Raw genomic sequence first — 21,344 nt, forward strand, 5'->3', positions numbered from 1 at the left:
TATTAAAAAATGAACAGGAATTCAGTTTTTTATCTGGAATTTAATATAGACGGAGGGATGTTAATGAATGGTCAAGTAATCATAGTTACCGGTGGAACGAGCGGAATGGGAATGTATATGGCTAAACGATTTTTAGAAGAAGGGGCAAAAGTAGCTATTACAGGAAGAAATATGGAGCGCCTTCAGCAAGCTAGAGAACAAATCACAAGCGGGGCCAAAGACGAGTTGTTGTTAATTGAAATGGATGTGAGAAATGTTGAAGATGTAGAGCGGATGGTGGAACAGACGGTTGAAACATTTGGTCGAATCGATCACCTTGTTAATAATGCCGCAGGAAATTTTATCTCGCCAGCTGAAAAGCTCTCACCGAATGGATGGAATTCTGTTATTGACATTGTATTAAATGGAACTTTCTATTGCAGCCAAGCGGTAGGAAAGTATTGGATTGAAAACAAGATTAAGGGATCCATATTAAATATGGTGGCTACATATGCTTGGAACGCAGGAGCTGGCGTCATTCATTCTGCTTCTGCAAAGGCGGGTGTTCTTGCGATGACAAGAACATTAGCTGTCGAGTGGGGTAAGCAATATGGTATAAGAGCAAACGCAATCGCCCCTGGGCCAATTGAACGGACTGGCGGAGCGGACAAATTGTTCGAATCTGAAAAAGCTGCACAGAGAACGTTAAACTCAGTACCGCTGGGCAGGCTTGGAACACCTGAAGAGATTGCAGGATTAGCCCGTTTTATTTTGTCAGATGAGGCTTCATACATGAACGGAGAAGTCGTCACATTAGATGGCGGACAATGGTTGAATCAATTTCCTTTTTAATCAAAAGAGGCCGCGCTTAAATTGCGCGGCCTCTTTTGATTTGCAGTTCCGGCGGTGCCGGATGCCTCCCCGCATAAATCGCTAGGGCTAAACTCATATATAATAGAGCTTACTATTAGATAATGTAAAAAAAGATGGTAAAGAAATGAAAGATAGAGCCTCCGAGGACAAATAAATGCCAAACCATATGGTGATACGTAAAGCTTCTCCATACATAGAAAATCGATCCGATAGAATAAAGTACTCCGCCTACAACCAGGTAGGTAATTCCGGCAGCTGGCACCTCCGCTGTCAAAGGTCCCCAAGCCAGGATAATCATCCACCCCATTAATACATAAAAAATGGTAGAAAGAAGTACGAAACGCTTTACAAAAAATACTTTGAACAATATTCCTAATATGGCCATACCCCAAATAATCGCGAACAAAGTCCATCCTAAAGTACCTCTTAGAGGAATCAGCAGCATTGGTGTATACGTGCCTGCGATAAATAGATAGATGGCTGAATGGTCGAAGATCTCGAACAAATCTTTGGCCTTACCTGGTGGAAAGCTGTGTACAAGAGTCGAGGACACAAATAGTAAAAGCATGGTCCCTCCATAAATACTAACAGAAACAATATGCCAAGCTGTGCCGTGCAAGCTAGCGAATACAATTAAGAGAACAAGCATAGCAAGACTTAATACTGCGCCAATGCCGTGAGTGATTGCATTTGCTATCTCTTCTCTTTTGGAGAAGGTGTGTGTCATCATTTTTTAAATCAGCCCCAAACTTCATTTGTTCTATTATAAGCCTTTTTTGTTACTTTATAAAGAAAGGATAGAAAACTGGTTTATCTTATGGATAATTATGGGTAATAAAAGGTGGAGTAAGTTTTTTGAAAGAGAGATAGAGGTGGAAGCCATTCGTTATAATTCTTAAAGTATGTTAGGATAACTATGTATGAGATTGATCGTTTCGAATTGCTCCTTCAGCGAAGAAGTAAAAGGAGTGTTAATGGACTATGATAAGTGTACAAAGCAATGACCTGAATTTCCCTCTAGTTGAAGAATTAATGATTCCGTCGGAGAAAGTGGCTCATGTTCAAGTAGGCAACCCCCTGGATCACGCACTCTTAGTTCTATTGAAAACTGGCTATTCTGCAGTACCTGTATTGGATGCTACCTTTAAATTTCAGGGAGTCGTCAGCAAGACGATGATTTTGGAAGAAACATTGGGTATCGAGCAGTTTGAGTTAGACAAATTGAATGATTTGACAGTTATAGAGGTTATGAAAAAAGATGTACCTTGCTTAAAAAAAGATCACTCAATGATTGATGCGTTATATAAGTTGATTGATCATCCGTTCATTTGTGTAACCAACGAGGATGGAGAGTTTGACGGAATTGTAACTCGAAGAACAATATTGAAGCAGTTCAGTAAACATTATCATGAAACATTGAAGAGAGCATAAATTGAAACGATATAAAATGAATATTATCTTAGAAATGGCGCCTATTGAAGGCGTCCTTTCTTTTGTGGTTGATTGAGGTGATGAATTTGAGGCGTGGTCTAGTGTTGGCGTCGATTATGCTGGCGATGTTTTTAGCAGCTATTGAGGCCACTATAGTTTCTACTGCAATGCCCAGTATAGTAGCCGAGCTTGGAGGATTCAGCCTGTACAGTTGGGTATTTTCTGCTTACTTGCTTACTAATGCTTCTACCGTGCTGCTGTTTGGGAGATTAGCCGATGTTTTTGGCCGTAAGCCCATTTTTATGGCGGGAATCAGTTTATTCTTAATTGGATCAACTATGGCTGCTCTCTCAGGTCATATGGTGACCTTGATTATAGCCAGGTTCGTTCAAGGGCTGGGAGCAGGTGCCCTGATGCCTATAGCCACAACCATCGTAGGAGACATCTATACAAAGGAAGAACGAGCAAAGATCCAGGGGTATCTCTCAAGTGTGTGGGGGATTTCCGCTGTAACCGGACCTTTGCTGGGGGGATTCTTTGTAGATATCTTAAGTTGGCATTATGTGTTTTGGATGAATATTCCTTTAGGCATTTTTTCGCTGTTAGGGATACTGGTTTTCTTTAAAGAGGATGCTGAAAAGGAAAGACATTCTGTGGATGTGAAAGGGCCACTATTAATTATGATATCTATCAGCGCCCTCATGGTAGTATTGGTAGAAGGAGGCGTAGGGTTATCTTGGATTTCTATTGAGATCATAGGATTGGTCATTCTCTTCATCGCTGGGTTCTTAGGCTTTTGGTATCTTGAAAAAAAAGCGAAGTCACCGATGCTGCCTTTGTCTTTGTGGAAAAACCCTTCAATAAGATACGCTAATTTAACATCGTTAGTCACAGGGATGGTTCTTATCGGCGTTTCTAGTTACCTTCCAGCCTTCGTGCAAGGAGTTATGGAGAAGTCTGCTACGGTGGCTGGTTTTACCTTGACGACGATGTCGATTGGCTGGCCGATCGCTGCAACGGTTGCAGGGCGGCTGATTTTAACAATTGGTTTTAGAGTTACATCTATATGTGGGGGGATTTCCCTCATTATAGGAGCTGTGATTTTTTCTCTCCTATCTCCTGAAAAGGGGCCATTATTTGCTGCTGCTGGTTCTCTGTTCATCGGAATTGGTATGGGGTTATCCACTACATCTTTTATAGTTTCGATTCAAAATTCTGTAGATTGGAAAACCAGAGGGATTGCAACTGCTTCAAACATGTTCATGAGAACGCTAGGGAGCGCAATTGGTGCTGCAGTATTAGGTGGTGTTCTCAATTCAAGAATACAGACTACCCTTGAAAGAGAAGGAATAGATAGGGAGTTCACGATAGATTCCACGAACCTGCTTTTAAATGAAACTTCCAGATCGGAACTTAGTGAACCAGTGCTGCAAGTGTTAAGAGAGGGGCTGACAAGTGGATTGCATCTTGTTTACTTAAGCTTATTGGTGTTAACTATAGTTAGTTTGCTGCTCATTTTATGTCTTCCTAAGGAAACGAAAACTTAAAATTCTTGTCACGTATTCAGTGCTTTGATAAAGTAAAGAATGAAATAGTAAACAAATAGAGGAGGATACATATGAAACAAATGGATGCACATGAGATTATCTCATTTATTTCAAATAGCGAAAAATCTACACCCGTAAAAGTTTATATCAAAGGAAAAGGTCTTTCTGATATAGATTTTGGCAGTGAGGTACAAGATTTTATTACTGGAGAATCCGGAGTGATTTTCGGAGAATGGAAAGCTGTACAGCCGCTGCTCGAAAAACACAGCGATCAAATCGATGATTATGTCCTGGAAAATGACCGTAGAAATTCAGCCATTCCACTTTTAGATTTGAAAAAAGTAAATGCACGCATTGAGCCTGGAGCCATTATTCGCGACCAAGTTGAAATTGGTGATGGAGCAGTCATTATGCTTGGAGCGAGTATTAATATCGGATCAGTCATCGGTGAAGGTACTATGATTGATATGAATGTTGTGCTTGGAGGTAGAGCTACAGTCGGTAAGAACTGTCATATCGGTGCCGGAGCTGTTCTCGCAGGGGTTATTGAGCCGCCATCTGCCAATCCGGTTGTTATTGAGGATGGCGTGGTCGTTGGAGCCAATGCAGTAATTTTAGAAGGTGTTAACGTTGGAGAAGGTGCAGTAGTTGCAGCTGGAGCAATTGTAACTGAAGATGTTCCTGCTAACACGCTCGTAGCTGGTACTCCTGCCAGGGTCATTAAAGAAATCGATGATCAGACGAAGTCTAAGACTGAGATCATGCAAGCTTTACGAAAATTGAATGATTAATAATCCTAAAGACCTTGCTTAATTCGCAAGGTCTTTATTTAAAGTGAGGGTGAATAATGAGAGAGGATCAACTAATCAAGATACGCAGAGAGCTTCATCAAATTCCGGAGTTAGGATTTAAGGAATTTGAAACTCAAAAATATTTACTTAATATCATCGATAATTTTCCGCAGGATTATTTGACAGTCGAAAAATGGGAAACAGGAATTTTTGTCAAAGTTAAGGGAAATGATCCTGAAAAAACAGTCGGCTATCGTGCAGACATCGATGGGTTACCGTTAGAGGAATCTACAGGGCTGACATTCTCATCTAAACATAAAGGCAGGATGCATGCGTGCGGACACGATTTCCATATGACCGTAGCATTAGCTGCTCTTGAAAATTTAGCGCAGGACCCACCCAAAAACAATATAGTTTTTATGTTCCAGCCAGCTGAAGAAGGGCCGGGAGGGGCCGAACCTATGCTGCAATCGAATGCAATGCAGCGATTTAAGCCTGATGTTATTTTCGCCCTTCACATTGCGCCTGATTTACCTGTCGGAACAGTTTCCACTAGAGCCGGTTTATTGTTTGCGAATACTAGTGAGCTGTTTATCGACCTCAAAGGTAAAGGTGGACATGCAGCTTATCCTCATCAAACAAGAGATATGGTAGTAGCTGCCAGCTTTCTTGTCAGTAATCTTCAGCAGATTGTAGCAAGAAGAGTAGATCCTCTCGATAGCGCAGTTATTACAATAGGCAAAATCACAGGTGGTACTGTGCAAAATATTATCGCTGAGGAAGCCAGACTTGAAGGTACCATCCGCACGATGTCTCCTCAAGCAATGATTGAAGTTAAAAAGGAAATTGAGAAGATGGTAAAGGGTGCTGAAATTTCGAATGACTGCAGCATCTCTATCGACTACGGTTCAAACTATTATCAAGTAGAAAATGATGCTGACTATGTACAGGCTTTTACTGAAATCGTCAGTCAAACCGGGTATATTTATGAAGAAGCAGCTCCAGCAATGACCGGAGAAGATTTTGGGTATATGCTAAAAGAGATTCCAGGATTTATGTTCTGGCTCGGAGTGAACTCAGAAGCAGGCCTCCACCATTCTAAATTAACTCCTGATGAAAAGGCGCTCGAGGTCGGAAAAACGATTGTAGTTGAAGGGTTAAGAAAATTATAAGCAATCAATATTAATCAGACGTTCAACTGACAGGCCTTTTCAGAATGATTTCATTAATCAATAAAAAGGAGTTAGTGACTCACGTTATAGTAATGGGGTCCTGGAAATGGTGATACTCCTGTGGGAATGGATAAACTGAATAGACAGCTTAGAGCCGTCATTCCCTTAAAAAAGCAAGCCATTTCCAAGCCCGCATTTCCCCAAGCAAAAAATGAAACCGTACTTCAAGCTAAGTGAGTTTAGTGGTATGTGAGAGTTATTCATGTACTACACGTGTGGTTCATTTTTCTCATTACAGTGATATAATCATTTTCCCCTCGCACTCTAGTATGAATTTTAAAAACTATACAACCATACTCAAACATCATTTTTAAACGCCTACAACAGGTTTAAGGAAATTTTATTATTATGTACTATGTTTTAAGTGTACTTGGTACATAATAGTAAATATCCCATTAAACACTTAAGAACAGAAAGGGAGTTTTTAATATGAATAACCTGACGAAAATGAATATATTAAAGCCAGCTGAAGAGATATTTGAAGCAATCGTTGACCCAGTAAAGATTGGGAATTTCTGGTTCAGTTCAAGTTCTGAAAGGTGGGAAGAAGGAAAAACCATTACATTAACTTACGAGGAGTATAATGCCGCGGGAGATATTACCGTAAAAGAACTCGAAAAAAATAAAAGAATTGTATTTGAGTGGGCTGGAGATCATATCGTAACCATAACTTTTGTGGAATCAGAGAATAACAGTACAATCATAGAAATTAACGAAGAAGGGTTTAAGGAAGAAAGTGAGAATTTGATAGGTGACTTAGTAGATAACAAAGAGGGTTGGGTTTATATGCTGACTTGTTTAAAAGGATATATGGAGCATGGTGTCAATTTGAGAGCTTCCTTAGTTAAGTAACTTTTACTGTAGTAAATATAATATATAAAGGGTCTGCCCAGATGCTGGACAGACCCTTTTCTCAGCTTTCTTTTTTTTCAATATAAACTTGATGAGGAAATGGTATTTCGATTCCAGCTTCATCTAAGGCCTCTTTCATCGCTTTCCTAAGATCCCGCTCTACTCCCCACTGCTCCATATTTTCAGTTTTGCCTAAAATACGGATTACAATGTCTGAACTGCCAAGACTTTGTACACCAAGTACATCTGGCCCTTCTTTAAAACGTGGATCCATTGCAAATTCATCTGCAACTTTCTTAAGAACGTCTAATGCATGATCGATATTCTCATCATAAGAGATGCCGATATCCACGAGAGCCCGCATGTTTCCTCGAGAATGATTACTTACACCTGCAATATTCCTGTTTGGAATGAAATTAAGAGTACCATCAAAACTTCTGATTTTTGTTGTTCGGATGCCTACTTCTTCTACAATTCCATCATAACCACCTGCTGTTACATAATCATCTACTTCGATTTGTCTTTCTAAAAGCAGGAAGAAACCTGTCACTATATCGGATACGAGCCCTTGAGCACCAAAACCTATAGCTAAACCAATGATACCAGCTCCGGCAAGAAGTGGACCGATGTCGATATTTACAGCGCCTAACAGCATAATAATTAAAATAAAAAGAAGGATATAAGAAAATACATTCACAGATAATTTTTCTAATGTTTTCGTACGGCTCTCAGTCAGTTTTCTCTGTTTCCCCATTTTATATATTGCTGCACTGATGGCCTTTTTTCCTACAGGGCCTAGAATAGCGAAAGCAATAAGGATGACAAGGATTTTCAAGCCTCCAGTAATTAACCATTCAACAAGTATCGTCGGGTTAAAATCAAACCCTTCTTCAAATAAATTCATAGACAAGCTCCTCTCCGGCAAAATGTTTCATGATTATCATAGCGGAAATAGGAGGGTATTTTCAATAAATACCTTGTATTATGTCTGTTTATGTCGCAATTACGTGCATATAAATTTACATTCTAAATAGAATCATGTTTAATGGATAATAGTGTTGTGTATATTAAGTAGTGGGTTCGAAAGATTGTAAATAACTCTAGATTAAATTAATTTTTATTAAACATTGACTACAATCTCATATCTCGTTATACTATGGCTTGAGATTGATAATCATTGTTGAATAATGTAGTAAAACATATGGAGGGATTCTAAATGGCAGAACGTATGGTAGCAAAACAAGCACCACGCTTCGAGATGGACGCAGTACTTTCTAACAAAGAATTTGGTAAGGTTTCACTCGAAGAAAATATGAAAAATGACAAGTGGACAGTACTATTTTTCTATCCAATGGATTTCACATTCGTATGTCCGACTGAAATCACTTCCCTTTCAGATCGTTTCGACGAGTTCGAAGATCTTGACGCTGAAGTGATCGGGGTATCAACAGATACGATTCATACGCACTTGGCTTGGATTAACACTGGCCGCGATGAAAATGGCCTTGGAGATCTTGAATACGCTCTTGCAGCAGATACAAATCACCAGGTAGCAAAAGACTACGGTGTTCTTGTAGAAGATGAAGGTGTAGCTCTTCGTGGTTTATTCATCATCAGCCCAGAAGGCGAACTGCAATATCAGGTCGTTAACCACAACAATATCGGCCGTGACGTTGATGAAACACTTCGTGTTCTTCAAGCACTACAAACTGGCGGACTTTGCCCGGCAAACTGGAAGCCAGGTCAAGAAACTCTTTAATTCAATATTTTAACTGGTCTAACCGCTGTGTTAGACCTTTTTTTCCATTACTTCTCATGAATAAGGAGGAATTACTGTGAAATTAAGAACACCAATGCCAGAACTTCCTGAAGCTACTAAGTGGTATAATAGTGACGCTCTCACAAAAGAAGATCTTGTAGGTTCTAAACCGACGCTGATCCATTTCTGGTCCGTCAGCTGCGGTCTATGCAAGGAAGCTATGCCGAACGTAAACGAGTTCAGAGATGAATACAGTGACGACTTGAATGTGATTGCTGTCCATATGCCTCGTTCAGAGAAGGATTTGGATTTAAATCAAATCAAAGAAGTTGCTGATGAGCATGGGATTACTCAACCTATTTATGTAGATAATGATCACGCTTTGACTGATGCTTTTGAAAATCAATATGTACCTGCTTACTATGTGTTTGATGAAGAAGGCAATCTGCGTCATTTCCAAGCAGGCGGCGGTGGCATGAAAATGCTTCGTAAACGTGTGAACCGCGTTTTAGGCGTAAATCAAAAATAAATACGAAACAGCCTCATTTTGAGGCTGTTTTTTTTTGTAAATTAACTTTGTAAAAATTATTTTTTCCTGAATTTTAAAAATATTGGTCAAATAGGTGGAAAAATATTTCGATACCCGATATATTAATACATACGGAAAAGTTAAGGGAGGGACAAAAATGGATGTATTTAAGAAATTGAAACCGTTTTATTGGCCGTTTAAGTCATTCTTCATCTGGTCTTTGTTTTCATTAATATTCGTGACTGCGATCACGTTAGTTTACCCGATCATTTTGAAAGTTACGATAGATGATGTGGTTATGAAGGAAAGGTATAATTTGATCCCTTATATTTGCTCTGTTTTTATCTTATTAATGATCGTAAAGGGATTCGCTACATATTTTCATCAGTATCTAGGGGAATATTTCGGTATCAAATCAGTATATGTATTGCGGGATGAGCTTTACAAGAAGCTGCAGAGACTGCCGTTCCGTTATTACGATAACGCAAAAACTGGCGATATCATGTCCCGACTTACTGCAGATGTAGAGGGGTTCCGTTTCTTCTTATCGATGGGATTCTCAGAGTTGATAAGAATTGTTTTGTTGATCGTCATCAGTTTAAGTGTGATGTTTTATTTTTCAGTACCTCTGGCTCTCGTCACAATGGCAGCGATGCCTTTCTTAGGTATTGTAGTGTACAAATTCGATCGTAAAGTACACCCTGCTTTTCGTAAGATTAGAAAATCGTTTGGTAAGCTGAACACGAGAGTTCAGGAAAATATAAGCGGCATGAACACGGTAAAATCTCTCTCCAGAGAAGACTTTGAAGTAGGACGTTTTCTTGATAGAAGCACTCATTATCGTGATAATTACGTAAATACTTCAAATATATGGGCGAAGTATTTTCCTTTAATGGAGTTTATAGGTAACGTTTGTGTAGTAGCTCTTCTTGCTTTTGGTGGGTATTTAGTTATAAATGGTTCTCTTCTTCTTGGTGAGCTTGTCGCGTTCTTTAGCCTCGTATGGTATATTCTCGGCCCGTTGATGAATTTAGGGTTTATCATTAATTTATTTTCCCAATCCAAAGCTTCTGGTGAACGCCTCCTGGAAATTTTAGAAGCACATGAAGATATTCAGGAAAAAGAAGGTGCGGTCATTCAGGACCGTCTAAAAGGTCATGTTACTTTCGAAAATGTTACACTGACTTATTCACAAGATGATGATTCTGCATTGAAAGAAATCAATTTCGATGCCCCTCCTGGTAAAACTATCGGACTGATAGGCTCAACGGGTTCAGGTAAAACGAGTATCACTCAATTGATCACCAGATTCTATGAGCCGGAAAAAGGAAAGGTTCTTATTGATCACAGGCCGGTAGGTGACTATGGACTGAAAACTTTGCGCAAAAATATTGGATTTGTTTTGCAGGAGTCGTTTCTTTTTTCTACGACGATTCAAGAGAACATTTCATACGGGAACCCTGATGCTACTCTCGAAGATGTGAAGGCAGCGGCTAAGAGGGCCCAGGCTCATGAGTTTATCATGGATATGCCTGACGGATATAACACACTTTTAGGTGAGCGCGGTATGGGCTTATCCGGTGGTCAGAAACAGAGGATTGCCATTGCAAGAGCTATATTAATCGATCCGGCGATCTTAGTCCTCGATGATGCTACTTCAGCAGTAGATATGGAAACTGAATTTAAAATACAAAAGGCATTAAAAGAAGTAATGGAAGGAAGAACAACATTTATTATCGCTCATCGTATATCATCTTTAAAACATGCTGATGAAATATTGGTACTTGAAGATGGAGAGGTAGTAGAACGAGGTGTTCACGATGAATTATTAGTAAATGGCGGACCCTATCAAAGAATTTACGATATACAGTATCAAGACAAAGAAGCTATCTTAAATTCAACAAACATGTTATGAATAGGAGGGATGATCGATGGCTAGGAAACCGAAGCACGTCCCTGAAACGACTAAACACTTGGACCGTTTTAAATATACACAGGATCAGGCCATAGAGAAGCCTTTCAACTGGGCTCAAATGACTAGGTTATTGCGTTACGTGAAACCTTATTGGAAAAAGCTTCTTCCTATTTCTATTATCGCAATGCTCATAGCGACCATCGTTCGATTGATAGTACCTATTCTTATAGGGAGAGTAGCGATCGATGTCGCTATTGCTGACGGAAATACAAATTTATTAATCCAGCTTGTGGTAGGAATCGCGATTATGTATTTATTGAGTTATATAGCTAATATGCTGAGGATCAAATATGTCAATATCCTCGGACAGAATGTCATTTACGATTTAAGAGAACATTTATTTTCTCATGTGCAGAAACTTTCCCATAAGTTTTTTGACAATCGATCAGCCGGATCGATTTTAGTCCGGATCATGAACGATATTAATTCTCTCCAAGAGCTTTTTACAAATGGTATCATCAACTTGCTCATGGATATCGTTATGCTTACGGGAATTATTGTCATCCTATTTGCTCTTAGTCCTAAGCTTGCTTTGGCCATTCTAGTCATCATGCCGTTGATGTTTTATATTTCTACCAAGCTTCGCAGAAATATAAGACGCTCTTGGCAGGATGTGAGAATCCAGCAATCTAAGTTGAATTCTCATTTGAATGAAAGCCTGCAGGGAGTAAGAATCACTCAATCTTTTTCTCAGGAACGTGAAAACAGCGAGTATTTTGACGGGGTTAATTCGGAAAATTTTGAAGCGTGGAACGTAGCTACGCGAAAAAGTGCTATGTTTCGTCCGTTTGTAGAAATGAGTAATGCAGTAGGTACCGTAATATTAGTGGCTTACGGAGCATTTCTTATCCTGCAGGGTGATATTACGAGTGGTACATTTGTTACGTTTGCTTTCTTCATAGGTATGTTCTGGGAGCCGATTTCAAGACTTGGACAAATGTATAATCAATTGTTAATGGCGATGGCTGCTTCTGAGCGGATTTTTGAGTTCCTGGATGAGAAACCGAATGTGAAAGAATTGGAAAATGCAAAGGAAATCAAGGATATGAAAGGGAACATTAATTTTAACAATGTACAGTTCGCTTATGATGAAAAACGTATAGCACTTCATGATATCAACCTTGAAATGAAACAAGGTGAAACCGTTGCGTTGGTAGGACATACAGGTTCGGGTAAATCAACAATCGCAAATTTAATCAGTCGCTTTTACGACCCCACAAAAGGCAGTGTGAAAATTGACGGAGTGGATTTGAAAGAAGCAACGCTTGCCAGTGTAAGGCAGCAAATCAGCGTTGTCCTTCAGGATACATTCATTTTCTCAGGGACAATTATGGAAAACATTAGGTTTGGACGGCCAGACGCTTCAGATGAAGAAGTGATAGAAGCAGCAAAAGTGGTAGGCGCAGATGAGTTTATACAACGCTTAAACTCTGGTTATGAAACGGAAGTAGAGGAGAGAGGGAGTATTCTATCTGCAGGAGAACGTCAGCTGCTCTCCTTCGCAAGGGCTTTACTAGCTGATCCTCGTATTTTGATTCTGGATGAAGCAACGGCTAGTATTGATACGGAAACGGAAATGAAAATCCAGGAGGCTTTAGGGCTTTTATTGGAGGGAAGGACTGCTATTATCATTGCCCACCGGCTTTCAACGATCAGGGAAGCTGATACAATATACGTACTAGAGAATGGGCGAATTTTAGAATATGGATCTCATAGTGAATTAATGGAGAAAAAAGGAGAATATTTCGAATTAGTAAAAGCCCAATTTCAAATGTTAGATGCTATTTAATAAAAAATGCCGCTCTTTGCGGCATTTTTTTTTCTTTTTGTGGTATGGACTTATATTAGTATGTCATCTGAACAAAATTGTGGACTCCGTTTGAAGGGCATTGTACAATGAATCATATAAGTAGATTGTGAAGTTTGTCACAAAATCGTCATTCATAGCTGCAATATAGAAGGTTGTGACGTTTTATAATAGTAAAGTGGTTTTCTTTATACAGAAAGGTCTGTTACATCTAAATTTTGATTTATTCAAAATATTATTGTCTGATCTGGGAGAACGGTTTAGTTGCCATAGTTAAGAGGTAATAGGGGGGCGGGTTATTCCTGCGACCTGTTCATACTTACTAAATCGTTATGACTGTTATTCGTTACAACTGTAATATTATAGAAAAACTCTCGTATGAGAAAACTCAACCACGTTTAACATAGCTAATCGTAAAAGGGGGATATTATTATGTTTTTTGAAGATAGCGTCATGATGAGCCGATTACTCACCTCTTTGACTTTAATATTTCATGTTATATTTGCCACAGTAGGTGTCGGTATACCTATAATGATATCAATTGCTGAGTTCATAGGAATTAAAAAAAATGACCGTCATTTGCAATTACTTGCTCGCAGGTGGACGAGGGGGATGACTGTCACCATTGCGGTCGGTGTTGTTACAGGAACAGCGATTGGACTTCAGCTTTCATTATTATGGCCGAATTTTATGCGGCTGGCTGGAAATGTCATTGCCCTGCCATTATTTATGGAAGTCTTTGCTTTCTTTTTTGAAGCCATCTTTCTAGGTATCTATCTTTATACGTGGGATCGTTTCAAAAAGCCTATTTATCACTGGCTTCTATCTATACCGATTATTATTGGATCGACTCTATCAGCGTTTTTTATTACGACAGTGAATTCATTTATGAACACACCTCGAGGTTTTGAAATGGATGGGGGTAATGTAACAAATATTAACCCTTTAGAAGCGATGTTCAACCCTGCTACACCTACAAAAGTGTTCCATGTTGTTGCTTCCGCGTATTTAACGTCTGCAGCTATACTTGCAACAATTGCAGCGATAATCATACTTTTCCGAAAAGGGTCTGAGTACCATACTAAAGCTTTGAAACTGACTGTTACAGCGACATTCATATTTGCGATAATGACTGCAATTGCAGGTGATTTATCTGCCAAGTTTTTAGCTGAACATCAGCCGGAAAAGTTAGCGGCAGGTGAGTGGCATTTTGAGACTGAGGCAGGCGCTGATCTCATATTATTCGGCTCATTGAATGAAGAAAATGAAGTGGAGAATGCGATTAGAATACCAAAAGCCTTAAGCTTTCTTGCCTATGGTGATTTTAATGCAGAGGTTGAAGGGCTTAATGAAACACCAGCCGACGAACAGCCTCCGTTATGGATACACTATATGTTTGATTTAATGGTGTCTATCGGGTTTTATATGCTTGGCATTTCTGCATTGTACCTTCTTTTCTGGAAGGTTAAGAAATGGAATGAGGAAAATAAATGGCTGTTATGGGCCATAGCAGCTGGCGGCCCGCTCTCTATGCTCGCTATAGAGTTTGGCTGGATCTTTGCAGAAGAAGGACGGCAGCCATGGATACTAAGAGGTATCATGACGGTGGCAGAAGGCGCGACTACTTCGGATCATGTCGGCCTTATGTTCATACTGTTTATTGGACTCTACACGGTTCTTGGTGCCGGCTGTTTAGTAGTATTACGTAAAATGTTCAAAGATCACCCAGCTGAAGCAGAATTTGAATCACGCTATCCGGAGGCAGCAGCTACAAAGGAGGTTGACGAGTAATGGGCTATGAGTATATCGGAATTACGGTCCTTTGGCTTTTCCTTTATGGATATTTAATCGTCGCCTCTATTGATTTTGGTGCAGGGTTCTTCGCTTATTATGCTAAAATCACGAAAAAAGATCATATTATAAATCAATTAATTTCAAGATATCTTTCTCCTGTATGGGAAGTAACGAACGTATTTTTTGTTTTTTTCTTTGTGGGGATTGTTGGGTTCTTTCCAGATTCAGCTTATTATTATGGACAAGCACTCCTAATCCCGGGGAGTATAGCAATTGTATTGATAGCTATTCGTGGTTCGTTCTACGCGTTTGAAAACTATGGATTTAAGAACAATCACCTCTACATGTTTCTCTATGGTGCAACCGGATTATTAATTCCTGCCTCATTATCGACGACACTTACGATTTCTGAAGGTGGGTTTATAGAAGAAACAGCAAATGGAGTTACCTTGTTATATGGGGAACTGTTTACGAGCCCCTATTCCTGGAGTGTAGTTTTCCTTGCAATTGTCTCCGTTTTATATATAAGCTCGATGTTTTTAACGTATTACGCTAATAGAGCTAATGACCATTCAGCGCTTGCCCTGGTAAGGAAGTACGCTCTTTTTTGGAGTTCACCAACAATTATTGCAAGTATGACTACATTCATCGCGTTAAGTCAGCATAATCCCGAACACTATCAAAAAGCTATTGATTTATGGTGGATGTTCGGACTATCGGTTGCATTTTTTATGATCGCTTTGTTCCTTGTCTATATCGGTAAATATTACGGTTGGGCATTTATAGCAGTCATGTTCCAATTCTTCTTTGCTTTCTTTGGATATGGCGCTTCTCATTTGCCTTATATTCTGCAGCCATATATAACAATCTCAAGTGGAGTGACGAATGAAACAATGGCAATTACCTTAATTACTGTGTTCATCGCAGGGTTACTGCTGCTTGTTCCATCATTAATCTTGTTAATGAGATTGTTTCTATTTGATGCTGAATACGTGAAAGGTAAAAAGTAGAGAGAAGAGTAAAATCTTTTCTCTGCTTTTTTTGTGTTACATTCATGAAACTGTGATAAAATATCTTTAGATTTTATTGATTTTTTTGGAGGCTATATTAATGAAGAGAGAGTTTGCAGTAATTGGACTTGGCCGCTTTGGGGGAAGTATCTGCAGAGAGTTAAGTCGTGAAGGCATGGAAGTCCTTGCTATAGATTTAGATGAAGACAAAGTCAACGAATATAGAGATATCGCAGCGCACGCCGTAATCGCTGATTCTACAGATGAAAACGTATTGAAAGAACTGGGGATTCGAAACATCGACCATGTTATTGTCGCTATTGGTGATAACATACAAGCTAGCATGCTTACAACGCTGATGCTTAAGGAACTAGGAATCAAAACAATTACAGTGAAAGCCCAAAATGATTATCATGAAAAAATCTTAAATAAAATAGGTGCAGACCACGTAGTACACCCTGAACGTGATATGGGGAAAAGAATTGCGCATAGCATCATTTCAAATAATATTCTTGATTATATTGAACTGTCTGATGATCACAGTGTCGTGGAAGTCAAAGCGGGAAGTAAAATGAGCGGACGCTCTTTAGTAGACTTGGATATCCGAGCTGAATATGGTTGCAACGTTGTAGCGATTAAACGTAAAAAAGAAGTGATCGTATCACCGATGGCTACTGAAGAGATATTAGAAAATGACATCTTGATCGTCATCGGAGCGGATAAAGACATCAGCCGTTTTGAAAAAAACCTGGTTATAGAAGATTGAGTAAAACTCTTTTCATAATAACTGGTTCCGTTCCTCATCGCAAAACACAATTTTCTGTCGAACTGTATAGGAAATTACTTCATAATTTGTAGAGGTTCTCATTCAAATAACAAAAGGCTCAGTCGTTTTTCGACTGAGCCTTTTAAAGTGGTGAAATTTAATTGTTCAACTAACGCTCCCTTTAGTGGAAAACTCAGTTTCGAGATGTTAGAGGTGTTTTCCGTTACGTTTGACAGCGTTTGGAGGTCCGGGAAATCACTCGCTTTCCGTGGGAGCGCGGTGAGCCTCCTCGAGCTTCGCTCTCCGGGGTCTCACCAAGCACTCTCTTCCCACAGGAGTCTCGTAATTTCCCGGAGCTCTTTGCGATGATTAGGGGGTACGGAAACACCGATTTCAGGATGTCAGATGCTGCGCTACAGTTATGATAAAAAATTGATATTGAGCGGTTTATCCCTATAAACAACCGCTCACCAAAAAACGAACATGGATAAAGAAGACGCACCTTCTTGCAAAAAGGGTTCATTTCTAGCTTACTTTCACGGAAATGAAAAGCCTATTGGATAGTTGGTTTTTCTAATACAAATGGTTGAATGAATCTGCATACGTTGGTACAAGAGAGTTTCTGCTTCTCATTTCTTAGTTCCGTCCCGTAATATAAGTTTGGGGTTTTAGGAATGTGCGAGGCTCCTACCTTTGAAAGCGGAAGCACTTCGTTCAGCGGCGTATGGACTGGACTGAGCTGGCGAAGATAAAAATAATTCAAAGAACGGTATAAGAGGGTTCGTTCATCTCCTATCGCTTGGGGTGGTTGGGAAGCTGCGAGACTCCCGTGGGAGAAGGATGTAGGCGAGATCCCACAGGGCTGCAAGCCCGAGGAAGCTCGCCACTTCCCCCACAGGAAAGCGAGTAGCTTCCCAACCACCCCTGACTCCCAATACGGCAACGAGCCCAGACTACCTCGAATTCAAGTCTTCCGCTATCCTGCCAGTTTGTTTAAGAACAATCTTACACAGTTTCTATAGTAATTTAACTATAAACTTTCATGTGCCTTTTCTGATTTCAAAAATTATTAAGTCGCTGTATGTTCATTTGTAGGTGGTCATGTACAACAAAAAAATATGTACAAGGAGTTATGTATCCTAAAATACACAATTTACTAAGCAACTTCAGTAGTAAGTCTTAACACTAACAGCCGTTAGAAATCTTTATACCAAGAGAAAATGATTAACAAATTAGCAAACAAATTGATAAACATTTAAGACTACATTTTCTAAGTGTGCGATTGGAAGCGGTACCATAGATTTTATAAGGGGTTCATTGTTTGCATACATATGAACAAAGAAAGAAAAATAGTAATTAGAAAGTTTACTTTCCTCATTTTAAGGATAGAAAAGGATATAGGTTCATAATAGAAAGGTTGATGAAGATGGCTGACAAAAGAACGGGACAAGTTCTCGTGGATTTATTAATAGATTGGGGAGTAGACCACGTATATGGTCTTCCAGGAGACTCCATAAATGAATTGATTGATGATCTTAGAAAAAGACAAGAAGAAATTAAATTCTTCCAGGTCAGACATGAAGAAACCGGTGCGCTTTCAGCTGCCTCCTATGCAAAGCTGACAGGCAAACTTGGCGTCTGCTTATCGATCGCAGGGCCTGGAGGGATCCACTTGCTGAATGGCTTATATGATGCCAAAAGCGACAGTGCACCGGTGCTGGCAATCGTCGGGCAGGTGAACAGTGAACAAGTCGGGACGGGAGCATTTCAGGAAATTGATTTGGTGAAAATGTTTGACGATGTAGCTGTTTATTGTGAACGGGCGCAAACGGAAAGTCAATTACCAGATTTACTGAATCAGGCTATAAGAGAAGCCTATACACATAAAGGTGTATCAGTTCTTGTTGTTCCAGATGATCTGTTCAGTAAAAAGCACCAGCAAGATGTATATTTAACTTCATCGGATTATTATCGACCGCAAATCAGCCCGAAAAGCAATCATATAGAAGAAGCTGTTAATCTTCTGGAAAAATCAGAAAAACCATTGATACTTGCTGGTCAGGGTGCTGCCAATGCGAAAGCCGAGCTGGTCACATTTGCTGAGAAACTCAAATCACCAATTATCTTAAGTTTATTAGGTAAAGGTGTGCTGCCCGACCATCACCCTTACTGTTTAGGGCAACACGGCCAGATAGGAACTAAACCTGCTTATCATGCCATGAAAGAATGTGATGCTTTAATATTGATCGGAACCCAGTTTCCGTACAGAGATTTCCTACCCGATAACGTACCTGCAGTTCAAATCGATAATCAGCCTGATCACTTAGGAAAGTATTATCCAATATCGGTTGGGTTGGCAGGAGATGCTAGAGAAACGTTAGAGCTTCTTACAGACCAAATAAAGGAAAATCAAAATGATGAATATCTTTTGAAATACCAAGAAAAAATGAAACGGTGGAGCATCGCTATGCAAGAAGAGAAAAGATCTAAAGAAGAACCTCTTCACGCTCCCCAGGTTATGTATCATTTAGAGGACGTCATGCAACCAAGTGCTATAGTTTCAGCTGATGTAGGCAACGTAACAGTATGGGTTTCACGTTATTTGCCGTTTGTTGATCAAAGCTTTCTTATTTCAGGCTGGCTTGCTACAATGGGGAGCGGTCTCCCGGGCGCCATTGCTGCCCAAATTGCTTACCCTGACCGTCAAGTTATCGGAATTAGTGGAGATGGCGGTTTTTCTATGGTTATGCAGGATTTTTCAACGGCCGTCAAATATCAATTGCCAATTAAAATGATCATTCTTAATAATAGTAAAATTGGAATGATAAAATATGAACAAGAACAAATGGGACACCTCAATTATAAAACAGATCTTGGGGAAATGGATTTTGCGAAGTTTGCTGAGTCCTGTGGAGGAGAAGGTTATCGTATAGATTCTTACGATGATTTATCTATAAAATTGAAACAAGCTTTTCTATCCGACAAACCAGCGATCATCGACGTTGTTATAGAGGATAAAGCTCCTTTACCTGGACACATCGATTATCAGTCAGCTGTTAACTTCTCGAAGTATATCGTCAAGAATTTCTTCGAAAGTGGGGACTTGGATATTCCAGATGTAAAAGAGTCCATTAAACGTTTGACATGATAATAATAAAGCAGAGTTAGACATGGAAAGATGTCTGATCACACTAATTCCACTTAGTCATTATTTCATCATGAGACTAAAATTATGGGTTATTTAACAACTTCTGATATCGTTTAAAAAACCAATAAAAATTTAATCAAACAAAAAATCTCGCTCATGTAAAATGAGCGAGATTTTTTATATTATACTTCCATTATGATTGGAAGAATCATTGGACGACGTTTTGTCTTTTCAAATAAGAAGGGAGCAATCGTATCTGTAATTTCATTCTTTATTTCAGACCACTGGGTCGTTTTACGCTGCATTACCTTGTTGACGTGCGTATTTACAAGCTTTTGAGCTTCTTTTATTAAGTCTTCCGATTCTCTCATGTACACAAACCCGCGAGAGATTATATCCGGACCGGAAGCGATTTTGAATTCCTTCATATTAATACTGACAACTACGATGACGAGACCTTCTTCAGAAAGTATGCGTCTGTCTCTCAGTACAATATTACCGATATCTCCAATACCGCTACCATCAACGTAAACAGATCCTGATGGTACCTTACCAGCAATCATAGCTTCATCTTTGCCCAAGGCAAGAACATCACCGTTATCCATCACGAAACAATTCTCTGGATCAAGACCACAATCTTCGCTTAGCTTAACGTGTTCTTTCAACATACGGTATTCTCCGTGAATCGGCATGAAATATTTAGGTTGAATCAAACGCAGCATTAATTTCATTTCTTCTTGGCTGCCGTGACCGGAAGTGTGAATATCGTTTAAAGGCCCGTGAATAACATCAGCCCCCGCACGGTAAAGCTTATTAATTGTACGACTTACACTGATCGTGTTACCAGGGATTGGGGAAGAGGAGAACACGACAGTATCTTTAGGCTGGATCTGAATTTGACGGTGAGTGCCGTTAGCAATTCTTGAAAGAGCCGCCATCGGTTCACCTTGTGAGCCTGTACATAAAATTGTTACTTCATGTGCAGGAAACTTATTGATTTGATTGGCTTCGATAAAAGTATCCTTAGGTGCATGGATATACCCTAGTTCTTGACCAATACGGATCGAATTCTCCATGCTTCTTCCGAATACAGCAACTTTACGGTTGTATTTAACCGCAGATTCTATTACTTGCTGAAGACGGTATATATTCGACGCGAATGTTGCGAATATAAGACGCCCATCAACTCTTGTGAAGATATCGGCTATATTTTGTCCGACCACTCGTTCTGACTTGGTAAATCCAGGAACTTCACTATTCGTGCTATCAGATAATAGTGCAAGTACTCCTTCTTTACCTATCTCTGCCATGCGAGCAAGGTCAGCTGGTTCTCCAACAGGGGTGAAATCGAATTTAAAATCTCCTGTATGAACAATGTTGCCAGGAGGTGTTTTTACAACGATTCCAAAAGAATCAGGGATACTGTGTGTAGTACGGAAGAAAGAAACCGATGTTTTACGGAATTTAATTACATCGTCTTCTTGGATTGTATGCATCTTCGTACTGCGGAGTAATCCGTGCTCATCCAACTTGTTTCTTAAAAGACCCGCAGCTAGTTTACCTGCATAAATGGGAATGTTAATTTCTCGAAGAAGATAAGGTATTCCACCTATATGATCTTCGTGACCATGCGTAATAAACAAACCCTTGATTTTATCTTCATTCTGAATAAGATACGTGTAATCAGGAATGACATAATCGATTCCGAGAAGTTCGTCTTCAGGGAATTTAATACCAGCATCAATGAGGATGATTTCGTCCTGGAATTGCACAGCGTATGTGTTTTTACCGATCTCACCTAAGCCGCCTAGTGCAAAGACAGCGGTTTGATCATTTTTTACAAACTTCATT

The 21,344-nt window shown here is 39.6% G+C and carries 17 protein-coding genes; 14 read left to right on the forward strand and 3 right to left on the reverse strand.

All coding sequences use genetic code 11. From position 1 onward, the window contains the following. Positions 1-63 precede the first annotated feature (63 nt). Positions 64-831, forward strand: coding sequence for a 2,4-dienoyl-CoA reductase (gene fadH, locus LF817_RS04725; protein ID WP_253934626.1), 768 nt, complete (start codon positions 64-66; stop codon positions 829-831). A 115-nt stretch (positions 832-946) separates the two neighbouring features. Here the strand turns inward: fadH and trhA are convergent, their stop codons facing one another. Further along, a complete protein-coding gene (gene trhA / locus LF817_RS04730; RefSeq protein ID WP_253934627.1) occupies positions 947-1,582 on the reverse strand; it encodes a PAQR family membrane homeostasis protein TrhA in 636 nt (211 codons plus the stop codon). Positions 1,583-1,833: 251 nt separating this feature from the next. Here trhA and cbpB point away from each other — a divergent pair, with 251 nt between their 5' ends. The 5 genes from cbpB to LF817_RS04755 all read left to right on the forward strand — a co-directional run bounded on the left by cbpB (position 1,834) and on the right by LF817_RS04755 (position 6,705). Further along, on the forward strand, positions 1,834-2,283 hold the full coding sequence (gene cbpB / locus LF817_RS04735; RefSeq protein ID WP_253934628.1) for a cyclic-di-AMP-binding protein CbpB: 450 nt from the start codon (positions 1,834-1,836) through the stop codon (positions 2,281-2,283). Positions 2,284-2,363: 80 nt separating this feature from the next. Next, positions 2,364-3,830: an MDR family MFS transporter gene (locus tag LF817_RS04740; protein WP_253934809.1), complete on the forward strand. Its 1,467-nt coding sequence runs from the start codon at positions 2,364-2,366 to the stop codon at positions 3,828-3,830. A gap of 71 nt (positions 3,831-3,901) precedes the next feature. Next, complete coding sequence (gene dapD / locus LF817_RS04745; RefSeq protein ID WP_253934629.1) at positions 3,902-4,621, forward strand: 2,3,4,5-tetrahydropyridine-2,6-dicarboxylate N-acetyltransferase; 720 nt, start codon at positions 3,902-3,904, stop codon at positions 4,619-4,621. Between the two features lie 56 nt (positions 4,622-4,677). Further along, positions 4,678-5,793, forward strand: a complete 1,116-nt coding sequence (locus LF817_RS04750) for an N-acetyldiaminopimelate deacetylase (protein ID WP_253934630.1) — start codon at positions 4,678-4,680, stop codon at positions 5,791-5,793. 489 nt (positions 5,794-6,282) lie between these two features. Further along, positions 6,283-6,705, forward strand: a complete 423-nt coding sequence (locus tag LF817_RS04755) for an SRPBCC family protein (protein ID WP_253934631.1) — start codon at positions 6,283-6,285, stop codon at positions 6,703-6,705. Between the two features lie 61 nt (positions 6,706-6,766). On the opposite strand, the gene LF817_RS04760 is transcribed toward LF817_RS04755, so the two are convergent. Beyond that, positions 6,767-7,609 (reverse strand): mechanosensitive ion channel family protein, encoded by an 843-nt coding sequence (locus LF817_RS04760; protein WP_253934632.1) that lies wholly within the window; start codon positions 7,607-7,609, stop codon positions 6,767-6,769. 312 nt (positions 7,610-7,921) lie between these two features. On the opposite strand from LF817_RS04760, the gene LF817_RS04765 reads away from it, so the two are divergent. The 8 genes from LF817_RS04765 (at position 7,922) to LF817_RS04800 (ending at position 19,493) form a co-directional block, all read left to right on the forward strand. Next, positions 7,922-8,464: a peroxiredoxin gene (locus LF817_RS04765; RefSeq protein WP_253934633.1), complete on the forward strand. Its 543-nt coding sequence runs from the start codon at positions 7,922-7,924 to the stop codon at positions 8,462-8,464. A gap of 76 nt (positions 8,465-8,540) precedes the next feature. Then, positions 8,541-8,993 carry a redoxin domain-containing protein gene (locus tag LF817_RS04770; RefSeq protein WP_253934634.1) on the forward strand — a complete coding sequence of 151 codons (453 nt, stop codon included), beginning with the start codon at positions 8,541-8,543 and terminating at the stop codon, positions 8,991-8,993. Positions 8,994-9,150: 157 nt separating this feature from the next. Beyond that, entirely contained in the window at positions 9,151-10,908 is a 1,758-nt protein-coding gene (locus LF817_RS04775; RefSeq protein ID WP_253934635.1) for an ABC transporter ATP-binding protein, read from the forward strand. 16 nt (positions 10,909-10,924) lie between these two features. Then, positions 10,925-12,757: an ABC transporter ATP-binding protein gene (locus LF817_RS04780; RefSeq protein WP_253934636.1), complete on the forward strand. Its 1,833-nt coding sequence runs from the start codon at positions 10,925-10,927 to the stop codon at positions 12,755-12,757. A gap of 450 nt (positions 12,758-13,207) precedes the next feature. Beyond that, the gene (locus tag LF817_RS04785) at positions 13,208-14,566 is read left to right on the forward strand and encodes a cytochrome ubiquinol oxidase subunit I (protein ID WP_253934637.1); all 1,359 of its coding nucleotides are present in this window, start codon (positions 13,208-13,210) and stop codon (positions 14,564-14,566) included. Beyond that, entirely contained in the window at positions 14,566-15,579 is a 1,014-nt protein-coding gene (locus tag LF817_RS04790) for a cytochrome d ubiquinol oxidase subunit II (protein ID WP_253934638.1), read from the forward strand. The genes LF817_RS04785 and LF817_RS04790 overlap by 1 nt, the downstream gene beginning before the upstream one ends. A gap of 100 nt (positions 15,580-15,679) precedes the next feature. After that, positions 15,680-16,345, forward strand: a complete 666-nt coding sequence (locus tag LF817_RS04795; RefSeq protein WP_253934639.1) for a potassium channel family protein — start codon at positions 15,680-15,682, stop codon at positions 16,343-16,345. Between the two features lie 1,426 nt (positions 16,346-17,771). Beyond that, complete coding sequence (locus tag LF817_RS04800; protein WP_253934640.1) at positions 17,772-19,493, forward strand: pyruvate oxidase; 1,722 nt, start codon at positions 17,772-17,774, stop codon at positions 19,491-19,493. A gap of 182 nt (positions 19,494-19,675) precedes the next feature. Here LF817_RS04800 and rnjA read toward each other — a convergent pair whose 3' ends face one another. Then, on the reverse strand, positions 19,676-21,343 hold the full coding sequence (gene rnjA / locus LF817_RS04805) for a ribonuclease J1 (protein ID WP_253934641.1): 1,668 nt from the start codon (positions 21,341-21,343) through the stop codon (positions 19,676-19,678). Position 21,344: the final 1 nt, after the last annotated feature.

The organism is Halobacillus sp. A1 (genome assembly GCF_024189295.1).
Classification (GTDB): Bacteria; Bacillota; Bacilli; order Bacillales; family Halobacillaceae; genus Halobacillus_A.

Excerpts from the sequence above, each read along its gene's own strand:
- LF817_RS04780 (WP_253934636.1), top strand. The coding sequence starts at position 10,925 with ATGGCTAGGAAACCGAAGCACGTCCCTGAAACGACTAAACACTTGGAC.
- cbpB (WP_253934628.1), top strand. The coding sequence starts at position 1,834 with ATGATAAGTGTACAAAGCAATGACCTGAATTTCCCTCTAGTTGAAGAA.
- rnjA (WP_253934641.1), bottom strand. The coding sequence starts at position 21,343 with ATGAAGTTTGTAAAAAATGATCAAACCGCTGTCTTTGCACTAGGCGGC.
- LF817_RS04765 (WP_253934633.1), top strand. The coding sequence starts at position 7,922 with ATGGCAGAACGTATGGTAGCAAAACAAGCACCACGCTTCGAGATGGAC.
- fadH (WP_253934626.1), top strand. The coding sequence starts at position 64 with ATGAATGGTCAAGTAATCATAGTTACCGGTGGAACGAGCGGAATGGGA.
- LF817_RS04760 (WP_253934632.1), bottom strand. The coding sequence starts at position 7,609 with ATGAATTTATTTGAAGAAGGGTTTGATTTTAACCCGACGATACTTGTT.
- LF817_RS04775 (WP_253934635.1), top strand. The coding sequence starts at position 9,151 with ATGGATGTATTTAAGAAATTGAAACCGTTTTATTGGCCGTTTAAGTCA.
- LF817_RS04800 (WP_253934640.1), top strand. The coding sequence starts at position 17,772 with ATGGCTGACAAAAGAACGGGACAAGTTCTCGTGGATTTATTAATAGAT.
- LF817_RS04790 (WP_253934638.1), top strand. The coding sequence starts at position 14,566 with ATGGGCTATGAGTATATCGGAATTACGGTCCTTTGGCTTTTCCTTTAT.
- LF817_RS04795 (WP_253934639.1), top strand. The coding sequence starts at position 15,680 with ATGAAGAGAGAGTTTGCAGTAATTGGACTTGGCCGCTTTGGGGGAAGT.
- dapD (WP_253934629.1), top strand. The coding sequence starts at position 3,902 with ATGAAACAAATGGATGCACATGAGATTATCTCATTTATTTCAAATAGC.
- LF817_RS04750 (WP_253934630.1), top strand. The coding sequence starts at position 4,678 with ATGAGAGAGGATCAACTAATCAAGATACGCAGAGAGCTTCATCAAATT.
- LF817_RS04755 (WP_253934631.1), top strand. The coding sequence starts at position 6,283 with ATGAATAACCTGACGAAAATGAATATATTAAAGCCAGCTGAAGAGATA.
- trhA (WP_253934627.1), bottom strand. The coding sequence starts at position 1,582 with ATGATGACACACACCTTCTCCAAAAGAGAAGAGATAGCAAATGCAATC.
- LF817_RS04740 (WP_253934809.1), top strand. The coding sequence starts at position 2,364 with ATGAATTTGAGGCGTGGTCTAGTGTTGGCGTCGATTATGCTGGCGATG.
- LF817_RS04785 (WP_253934637.1), top strand. The coding sequence starts at position 13,208 with ATGTTTTTTGAAGATAGCGTCATGATGAGCCGATTACTCACCTCTTTG.